Here is a 9,081-nt window from a genome sequence, read left to right as displayed (position 1 = left end):
GCCCGCCGGCTCAAGGCGCTGGCCTGCACGGCCCCGCTGCACGACCTGGACAGCCGCAAGGTGATGCTGGCCGGCGAGTACGGCGGCTACGCGATCCCGGCCGTCGTCGTCGAGGGCGCGCAGGATGTCCTCGACGCTCTGCTTGGCGTCGCCGAAGAGCATGGCGGTGTTCTCGCGGAAGAACAGCGGGTTCTGGACCCCGGCGTAGCCGGAGGCCATCGACCGCTTGAACACGATCACCTGCTCCGCCTCCCACACCCGCAGCACCGGCATGCCGGCGATCGGACTGGTCGGGTCGTCGGTGGCGGCCGGATTCACGGTGTCGTTGGCGCCGATGACGAGGACGACGGAGGTGGCGGCGAGGTCGTCGTTGATCTCGTCCATCTCCAGGACGATGTCGTACGGCACCTTCGCCTCGGCGAGCAGCACGTTCATGTGCCCCGGCAGCCGCCCGGCGACGGGGTGGACCCCGAAGCGGACGTCGACGCCGCGCTCGCGCAGCCGGCGGGTGAGTTCGGCGACCGGGTGCTGCGCCTGCGCCACCGCCATCCCGTACCCGGGGGTGATGACGACCGACCGGGCCTGTGCGAGCTGCCGCGCCGCCTCCTCGGCGCGCACCTCGCGGTGCTCGCCCTGCTCCTCCGTTCCGCCGGACGGCGCCTCGATGCCGAAGCCGCCGGCGATGACGGAGATGAAGGAGCGGTTCATCGCCCGGCACATGATGTACGAGAGGTAGGCGCCGGAGGAGCCGACCAGTGCGCCGGTGACGATGAGCAGGTTGTTGTCGAGCAGGAACCCGGCGGCGGCCGCGGCCCAGCCCGAGTAGCTGTTGAGCATCGAGACGACGACGGGCATGTCGCCGCCGCCGATCGAGGCCACCAGGTGCCAGCCCAGCGCGAGGGCGAGCGCGGTCACCGCGATCACCAGGCCGAGGCCCGGGCTGACGGTGAACCAGACCGTCAGCGCGACGAACACGCCCAGCGCGCCGAGGTTCAGCGCGTTCTTGCCGGGCAGCATCAGCGGCCGCGAGGCGATCCGGCCGGACAGCTTGAGGAAGGCGACGACGGAGCCGGTGAAGGTCACCGCGCCGATGAAGATGCCGATCACGACCTCGGCGTGGTGGATCCGCAGCAGGTCGGCGGCGACGGCGACCTGGGCCGAGCCCCGCGACTCGACCTCCAGGTAGCTGTTCCAGCCGACCAGCACCGCGGCGAGGCCGACGAAGCTGTGCAGCACGGCGATCAGTTCCGGCATCTGCGTCATCTCGACCTGCCGGGCCCGCCACAGCCCGATCACGGCGCCCAGCGCCATCGCGACGACGATCAGGGCGACCGCGCCGGCGGTGATGCTGCGGGACGCCAGCACGACGGTGGCGACCAGGGCGAGCGCCATGCCGGCGATGCCGTAGACGACCCCGGCGCGGGAGGTGCGGTGCTGGGACAGCCCGGCCAGACTGAGGATGAACAACAGGGCGGCGACCAGGTCCGCGGCATGGGCGGCCGTCGTGGTAGTCATCGGGGCTCAGCCTTTCGAGAACATGGACAGCATGCGGCGGGTGACGGCGAAGCCGCCGAAGATGTTCACGCTCGTCAGCAGGATGGCCACGAAGGACAGGACGGTGACGAGCGCACCCCCGTGTCCGATCTGCAGCAGCGCGCCGACCACGACGATCCCGGAGATCGCGTTGGTCACCGACATCAGCGGGGTGTGCAGGGCGTGGTGGACCTTCCCGATCACGTAGTAGCCGATGACCACCGCGAGCGCGAACACCGTGAAGTTCTCGGCGAGTTGGGCCGGTGCCACGGCGACGAGGAGGAACATCGCCAGCATGCCGAGGCCGATCAGGCCGAAGCGGGCGGCCGGGGTGAGCCGGGGCCGCTTCGGTTCCGGCACGGCCGGCGCGGCCGCGGGCTGCGCGGCGGGCGCGGCCGAGACGGCCACCAGCGGTGGCGGCCAGGTGACCTCGCCCGCCCGGACCACGGTCACCGCGCGCTGGACCACGTCGTCGAGGTCGAGGACCAGCCGCCCGTCCTTGCCGGGGGTCAGCAGGGTGAGCAGGTTGACCAGGTTGGTCCCGAACAGCTGGGAGGCCTGGGCGGGCAGCCGGGCCGCGAGGTCGGTGTAGCCGATCAGGGTGACGCCGTTGGCGGTGACCACCGTGCGGCCCGCCACCGTTCCCTCGACGTTGCCGCCCTGGGCGGCGGCCATGTCCACCACGACGCTGCCGGGCTTCATCGCCGCCACGTCCGCGGCGGTGAGCAGCCGCGGGGCGGTCCGCCCGGGGATCAGCGCGGTGGTGACGACGATGTCCACGTCCTGGGCCTGCGCGTGGTACAGCTCGGCGGCGGCCCGGTCGTAGTCGGCGGAGGTCGCCTTGGCGTACCCGTCGGTGCTCGCCTCCTGGGCGACCCGCACGGGGAGGTACTCGCCGCCCAACGACTTGACCTGGTCGGCGACTTCGGGCCGCGGGTCGGTCGCCCGGACGATCGCCCCCAGGCTGGAGGCGGCGCCGATGGCGGCGAGCCCGGCCACGCCGGCGCCGGCCACCAGGACCTTCGCCGGCGGGACCTTGCCCGCGGCGGTCACCTGGCCGGTGAAGAAGCGGCCGAACACGTGGGCGGCCTCGATCACGGCCCGGTACCCGGCGATGTTCGCCATCGAGCTGAGCACGTCCATCGACTGCGCGCGCGAGATCCGGGGCACCGCGTCCAGGGCGAGCGCGGTGACCGGGCGCGCGGACAGCGCCTCCAGCAGGTCGGGCCGCTGGGCCGGTGCGAGCAGGCCGACCAGGGTCGCGCCGTCACTCAGCCGGGCGATCTCGTCGGTGGACGGCGCGTTGACCTTCAGGACGATGTCGGCCCGCCAGGCGTCCCCGATCCGCGCGCCGGCCTCGGTGTAGGCCTCGTCGGCGAAGCCGGAGGCCGCGCCGGCCTCGGACTCGACCGCGACCTCGTAGCCGAGCGCCAGCAGTCCGCGCACCGTCGAGGGTGTCGCGGCGACGCGGGTCTCCCCGGTGGCCGATTCGGCGACCACACCGATGCGCAGCGGGGGGTGGTGCGTGGCGTCCTGTGCAGACATCACTCGTGCCTCTCTCGTCGGAGGAACTCTTGACGGCGGGACCTGCGCCCGAAGGGGGAGTCTCCTCCCCTTGGACGCAGGAACCTACCCGCCCGGGCCCTGCCGGGGGACGGGGCGAGGCCGTGACATGCTTCACCCGTTCGCGCCCTGTCGGGCGGGTCGGGTCGCGTGCTCGCCATCCGGGTGCGCCCCGGGCGTCGTGCCATCCTCGCTCCGCCGCAGGGTTTCTGACACCCCGTCCGGTCGGCCTTCGCTTCGCGCCCGCGTTCGGTAACAAAGGTTGCCAGATGCGTTTTCGGAAACTAGGGTTGTCGCATGACTTCGGCTGAGATCACCCTGGAAGAGCAGGCGCAGCTGGCCAAGGCGCTCCTCGACGCCCTGAATCCGCTCGCCTCGGCCCTCCACGCGCGCACGTCCTGGCTGCCCGAGGAGCGGATGTGGGAGGCGGAGCCGGTCGAGGTGACCCTGTCCGTCCTCGCCGCCTGGAGGGTGGTGGACGCGGAGGTCAAGCGGCTGACGGCGATCGCGGCCGGCACCGCCGGCTCCTACGGCGCGAGCTACGAGCAGCTCGGCGCGGTGTGGGGGATCACCCGGCAGGGCGCGCGCAAGAAGTGGCCCGAGGCGGTCACCCGCCCCGCGGCGCGGGCAGGCGCGGCCCTGCGGCTGTTCGGCGGTACGGCCGAGCTGGTGCGGGCCCCGGAGTCCGGCGGCTGGAGCTGGTCGGGCGAGGGTGCGGACGGCACGCGCGGCGCCGCCGACACCCGGTGCGCGAGCAAGGAGGAGGCCGCCGCCCACGCCGGAGCCTTCCTGGCGGCGCACGCCGCCTGACCCTCGCTGGCCGGCCACCCCGCCGGACCCTCGCTGGCCGGCCACCCCGCCGGACGGAGGTGGCCGGGGCGGTCGGGCTTGTGTGATCATCTCCGGATGATCTTCCGCGCTGCCACCGCAGACCCCTCCGACCTGGACCGTGCCGTCGCCTACCCGGCCGACGGCCCCGTCCCCGCCCTGACCGCCGAGAAGGTCCGCGAGGAGCTCGCCGAGAACCGGATCCGCCCCGAGTGGGTCTGGGTCGCCCAGGACGAGGACGGCGGGATCCTGGCCCGCGCCCTGTGGTGGGGCCGTTCCGACAGCGAGCGCCCGATCGCGCTGGACTGCCTCCAGGTCCGCGCGGGGGTGGCCGATCCGGCCGCTGTCGCCACCGCCCTGCTGGAGGCCGGCCACGCCGCCTTCGGGAACCGTCCGGGCTACCACATCTCGCTGCCGCGCGGCTGGCGGGCGGAGCCCGAGCTGGCCGAGGCGGTCGCCTGGCGCCGGCAGGCGGCGGAGCGGGCCGGTCTGACCCGGGAGATCGAGCGGCTCCGCTACGAGTGGACCCCGCGGCGCGGGACCGCCGAACCGACCGGGCGGCTGGTCTTTCGCGAGGGCACCGACGAGGAGTTCCTGGAGGCCTTCGTGCGCCTCTCGCAGGACAGCCTCGACCTGGCGACGCAGAACGAGCTGCTCACCATGGATGCCGGGCAACTGGCCCGGGAGGACTTCGACTTCTATCTGAGCTGCCCCGGCGAGCGCTCGTGGTGGCGGCTGGCCGAGCTCCCGGACGGCACGCCGGCCGGGATGGCGATCCCCTCCGCGACGCCCTACCACCGCAACGTCGGCTACCTGGGCGTCGTGCCGGAGCAGCGCGGCAGGGGCCTGATCGACGAGATCCTGGCGGAGATCACCCGCTTCCACGCGGCGGCGGGCGCCGAGCGGATCACCGCGACCACCGACACCGTCAACGTCCCGATGGCCGCCGCGTTCGACCGTGCCGGGTACGAGGTCACCGAGATCCGCCTGGTCCTGGAGTGCCCCCCGCGGTAGCCCGGGGACCGGTGGCGACCGGCGCAGGTCGCCACCGGCTACCGGAATCTGACGCTCCGTCATCCACTCGTGTCCGGTTCGGAACACGGTGCGCGGCGTGCCCGTGCCACGGGCGGGGGAGGCTCGGGGAATGCGCGGGACGGGGGAGTGGGGAGCGGTCCGGCCGGTCGTCCGCTGGGCGGGGCACCCGGGGACGTCGGGCGCCGTGCTGGTGCTGCTGGTCAACGACCATGTCGCAAAACGGCTCTGGCCGGGTGCGGTCACCGGGAAGGTCAGCGACCTGGCGTGGATGCTGGTCTCGCCGGTGGTCCTGGCCCTCCTGCTGACGCCGCTGCTGCGCCTGCGCGGTGACCGCCCGGCGATCGCCGGGCTGGCGGTCACGGCGGTGACGTTCACCGTCGCGAAGTCCGGCGAGGCCGGTGGCGAACTCGCCTCGACCGTCTGGTCGTGGAGCGGCGTACCGAGCCGGATCCAGGGGGACCGGAGCGACCTGCTGGCCCTGCCGGCGCTGGGCGTCTCCTGGTGGCTGTGGAAGCGGTCGCGGGCGACGCGGCGGCCCCGGCGGTGGGCGGCCCTGCTGGGCGTGCCGCTGGCCGTGGTCGCCATGGTGGCCACCTCCAAGATCGGGGAGCCGCCGCGGCCCGTCCTCTGGCAGGCCGGGGCGCGGGCGATCCTGGACACCGAAGCCGGCCGGTGGGCGTCGCAGGACGGCGGCGCGACCTGGATCCAGGAGAAGCGGTCCGGTGACGTCGAGAAGTCCCGGCGGAACAGCCGGCCGCAGGACGGCCACTGCCTGGAGGGCGAGCCGGGGCCGTGCTTCCGACTGCTCGACTCCACCTCGCCGATCGAGATCAGCGAGGACGGCGGCCGGACCTGGCGGGCCGCGTTCGACCCCGGTCCGCCGTGGCGCGACGAGCCGCTCCCGCCCGCGACTCCGTCACCCACCGGCGTGGACGGGGCACCGGTCGACCCCGCCGTGCCGCCCCCCGGCGTGCCGTACCCCGCTGTGCCGTCCCCCGGCGCGGAACCGACCGGGGGCCGCGCCGGGTACCCCGCAGACCTGTTCATCGTCCCCGCGCCGGAGGGCTGGGCGGTGCTGGCCCACTACCCGGGCGGCGGACTGGTGCGCGGCACCCCCGACGGCACCTGGTCGCGCCGGAGTTACCCCGTCCACCAGACGATCGTCGTCCCCGAGCAGCCCCGCCGTCCGGCGCTGGGCCTGGCCGTGGCGCTGACCGCCGGTTTCGCCGGCGTGCTGGCGGCCACGGGCGCCCGGCTGCTGGTCGCCGCCGGACCGGCCGGGCGGTCGCGCGAGCTGCTGCTCCTGCTGCTCCGTCAGGGAATCTGCCTCCTCTGGGTCCGCCTCGCGGCGTACCTCTGCGGCGGCGAGCTGTTCTGGAAGGTGCCCGGGGTGCTGCCGGCGAGTGTGCTGACGGTGGGCCTGCTGCCGATGCTGTGGTTCCTGCGGCGCGGCCCCGCGCCGACCGGCCGCGCGGTTCCCGTCCTGACCGTCCTCGGCTCCGGGGCCGCCGCGGTGGCGCTGATCCCCTACGTCCACTGGGCGGCCCACCGGCTGGCGGCCTGGTCGGACGCCTCGGACCAGGCCTTCCTCTGGGCCCTCGCCGCCACGGCCGCCGGCGCGGCGGTGGGCGCCCTCGGCCGCCCCGTGGGGCGGTCGAGGCGGGTGTGACGCGACGAGGCGGGTGTGACGCGACCGCTCGGGGTACGAGCAGCCGGTACCGGAGCGCCTCGCCGGTGATCGCCTCGATCCCACGAGATCGCTCCCACGGGCGGGGGAGCGGGTCCGGTCGGTTCGGCGGGGCTCGTCACCGTCCGACGCACGGGCCCACCCCGCGGGCGGCTCCCGGGGGCCGCCCGCCGCCGTGACCGCTCCTACCCGCCGTGCACGAGCTGGATCAGGTTGCCGCAGGTGTCGTCCAGCACCGCCGTGGTCACCGGACCCATCTCGCGCGGCTCCTGGGTGAAGCGGACCCCGAGCGCGCGCAGCCGCTCGTACTCGGCGGGCACGTCGTCCACGGCGAAGGAGGCGGCCGGGATGCCGTCCTCGACCAGCGCCCTCCGGTACGGCCGCACCGCGGGGTGGCCGCTGGGCTCCAGCAGGAGCTCCGTGCCGCCCGGATCCTCCGCCGAGACGACGGTCAGCCACCGGTCCTGGCCGAGCGGGACGTCGTGCTTCGTCACGAAGCCCAGCACCTCGGTGTAGAAGCGCAGGGCCTCGGCCTGGTCGTCGACGAAGACGCTGGTCAGGTGGATCCTCATGGACTACTGCTCCCCGGGTCACGATGCGTTCGGTGGGCACATGGGTGACGGCGGCCGGAGCCGGTCGGTCCGGCCCGGCGTGCGGACGGCTCTGACGCCCCGGGCCGGCCGTCCCGTTCTACCAGGCCGTCCGGAGCGGAGGCAGCCTCGGCCCCGCCGTGTCGCGACCGGGAACTCCCCCGGGGGGCGCGCCGGGAACCGGGTGGTTTGTCCGGCCGGATCCGGGTGAGAAGGGGACCGGGTGGGAAGAGCGTGACCCGGGCGGCGGGTACCCCCACTCCTCGCCGTCCGGGCCCGTCCCGCCACGGCTCAGAGCCCGGCCACCGTGACGACCGCTACCGGCGGCCGGGCGGCACGCCGAATCCGTGCCGCGTCCCGCCGTGACGCCCTGAGCCCGCACCCTCCTCCTGCGGAGGGCCACGGCCATTCGGCGCAGCCCGGCCCGCGCGTCGCCGACCCGGTGCCTAGCGTGGACGGATGACCGATCGTCGGATCGCGCGGCCGGCCGCCGGACGGCTGGGCTACCTCGGGGCCGCCGCCGCCTTCGCCGTCTGCATGGCGGGCACCACGCTGCCCACCCCGCTGTACGGGCGCTACCAGGCGGAGCTCGGTTTCTCCGAGCTGATGGTGACGGTCGTCTTCGCCGTCTACGCGTTCGGCGTGATCGGTGTCCTGCTGCTCGTCGGCAACGTCTCCGACTCCGTCGGCCGCCGGCCCGTGCTGCTCGCCGGGCTGGCGCTCGCGGCCTGCAGCGCCGTCGCCTTCCTGGCGGAGGGCGGTCTGCCGCTGCTCTGCCTGGGGCGGCTGCTGTCCGGCCTGTCGGCGGGTCTGTTCACCGGGACGGCCACCGCGTACGTGCTGGAACTCGCCCCGACGGGGCGCGAGGCCAGGGCGGGTTTCGTGGCGACCGCCGCCAACATGGGCGGCCTGGGCTGCGGCCCCCTGCTGTCGGGGCTGCTCGCCGAGTACGCGCCCGGGCCGCTGGTGCTGCCGTTCGTCGTGCACCTGGTGCTGCTCGCCGCTTCGTTCGCGGTCCTCTGGTTCCTCCCGGAGACGGTCGACGGGGCCCGGCCGCTGCGCACCGCCCGGCCGCACCGGCCGTCGCTGCCACCGGAGGTCCGGGGGGTGTTCGTGCCGGCCGGGATCGCCGCCTTCGCGGGCTTCGCCCTGCTGGGCGTCTTCACCTCGGTCAGCCCCGCCTTCCTCGCCGAGAGCCTGGACGTCCACAACTCCGCGGTCGTCGGCCTGATCGTCTTCACGGCCTTCTTCGCGTCCACCCTCGGCCAGCTCCTGGTGCCCCGCCTGGGTACGGCACGGGCGATCCCGCTCGGCTGCCTGGTGCTCATCGCCGGGCTGGCCCTGCTGGCCGCCTCGCTCGCCCGGACCACCCTCCCGCCGCTGGTGCTCAGCGCCCTGGTGGGCGGCGCCGGCCAGGGCATGGGCCTGCGCGGCGCGGTGGGCGAGATCGCCGCCGCCGCTCCCGCCGAGCACCGCGGCGGCGCGCTCTCGGCGCTCTTCGTGGTCGCCTACTTCGGCATCTCGATCCCGGTCATCGGGGTCGGCCTGCTCGCCGAACCGCTCGGCCTGGCCGACGCCGGCCTGGTCTTCGCCGCCTGCATGGCCGTCCTCGCCGCCGCCTCCGCGCTCTACCTGCTGCGCCGGGCCCGCGCCGCCCACCGACCGCGCGCCGGCCACTGACCCCGCGCCGCCCACCGACCGCGCGCCGGCCACCCGCTTGCCGCCCGGCCTCCCGCTCCGCCAACCGACCGCGCGCCGGCCACCCGCTTGCCGCCCGGCCTCCCGCTCCGTCGGCGCGGGAACCGCCCGTGCGGCGTCCCACCCGCTATCCATGATCCATGTCGC

7 protein-coding genes are annotated in these 9,081 nt (G+C 74.8%); 4 read left to right on the top strand and 3 right to left on the bottom strand.

Translation table 11 applies throughout. The features are described from left to right. Both pntB and ABZ497_RS25970 read right to left on the bottom strand, forming a co-directional pair. A partial coding sequence (gene pntB / locus ABZ497_RS25975) for a Re/Si-specific NAD(P)(+) transhydrogenase subunit beta (protein ID WP_359808630.1) occupies window positions 1-1,515 on the bottom strand: 1,515 nt, incomplete at its 3' end. 6 nt (window positions 1,516-1,521) lie between these two features. Beyond that, window positions 1,522-3,078: a Re/Si-specific NAD(P)(+) transhydrogenase subunit alpha gene (locus tag ABZ497_RS25970; protein WP_359808628.1), complete on the bottom strand. Its 1,557-nt coding sequence runs from the start codon at window positions 3,076-3,078 to the stop codon at window positions 1,522-1,524. Between the two features lie 315 nt (window positions 3,079-3,393). Here ABZ497_RS25970 and ABZ497_RS25965 point away from each other — a divergent pair, with 315 nt between their 5' ends. The 3 genes from ABZ497_RS25965 (at window position 3,394) to ABZ497_RS25955 (ending at window position 6,628) form a co-directional block, all read left to right on the top strand. Beyond that, window positions 3,394-3,906 (top strand): hypothetical protein, encoded by a 513-nt coding sequence (locus ABZ497_RS25965; protein WP_359808626.1) that lies wholly within the window; start codon window positions 3,394-3,396, stop codon window positions 3,904-3,906. A 96-nt stretch (window positions 3,907-4,002) separates the two neighbouring features. Further along, entirely contained in the window at window positions 4,003-4,938 is a 936-nt protein-coding gene (locus tag ABZ497_RS25960) for a GNAT family N-acetyltransferase (RefSeq protein WP_329491562.1), read from the top strand. 130 nt (window positions 4,939-5,068) lie between these two features. Beyond that, on the top strand, window positions 5,069-6,628 hold the full coding sequence (locus tag ABZ497_RS25955) for a hypothetical protein (RefSeq protein ID WP_359808624.1): 1,560 nt from the start codon (window positions 5,069-5,071) through the stop codon (window positions 6,626-6,628). A gap of 203 nt (window positions 6,629-6,831) precedes the next feature. Here ABZ497_RS25955 and ABZ497_RS25950 read toward each other — a convergent pair whose 3' ends face one another. After that, window positions 6,832-7,218, bottom strand: coding sequence for a VOC family protein (locus tag ABZ497_RS25950; RefSeq protein ID WP_359808622.1), 387 nt, complete (start codon window positions 7,216-7,218; stop codon window positions 6,832-6,834). A 477-nt stretch (window positions 7,219-7,695) separates the two neighbouring features. Here ABZ497_RS25950 and ABZ497_RS25945 point away from each other — a divergent pair, with 477 nt between their 5' ends. Next, on the top strand, window positions 7,696-8,916 hold the full coding sequence (locus ABZ497_RS25945; protein ID WP_359808620.1) for an MFS transporter: 1,221 nt from the start codon (window positions 7,696-7,698) through the stop codon (window positions 8,914-8,916). The last annotated feature ends 165 nt before the right edge of the window (window positions 8,917-9,081 follow it).

The sequence above is a fragment of the Kitasatospora sp. NPDC005751 genome, from assembly GCF_040630835.1.
Taxonomy (GTDB): Bacteria; Actinomycetota; Actinomycetes; order Streptomycetales; family Streptomycetaceae; genus Kitasatospora.
The sequence above is the reverse complement of the archived record's forward strand: the minus strand, read 5'-3'. Positions and strand labels throughout refer to the sequence as shown.

Coding starts and splice junctions, on each gene's coding strand:
- ABZ497_RS25970 (WP_359808628.1), bottom strand. CDS start 3,078: ATGTCTGCACAGGACGCCACGCACCACCCCCCGCTGCGCATCGGTGTG.
- ABZ497_RS25965 (WP_359808626.1), top strand. CDS start 3,394: ATGACTTCGGCTGAGATCACCCTGGAAGAGCAGGCGCAGCTGGCCAAG.
- ABZ497_RS25960 (WP_329491562.1), top strand. CDS start 4,003: ATGATCTTCCGCGCTGCCACCGCAGACCCCTCCGACCTGGACCGTGCC.
- ABZ497_RS25955 (WP_359808624.1), top strand. CDS start 5,069: ATGCGCGGGACGGGGGAGTGGGGAGCGGTCCGGCCGGTCGTCCGCTGG.
- ABZ497_RS25950 (WP_359808622.1), bottom strand. CDS start 7,218: ATGAGGATCCACCTGACCAGCGTCTTCGTCGACGACCAGGCCGAGGCC.
- ABZ497_RS25945 (WP_359808620.1), top strand. CDS start 7,696: ATGACCGATCGTCGGATCGCGCGGCCGGCCGCCGGACGGCTGGGCTAC.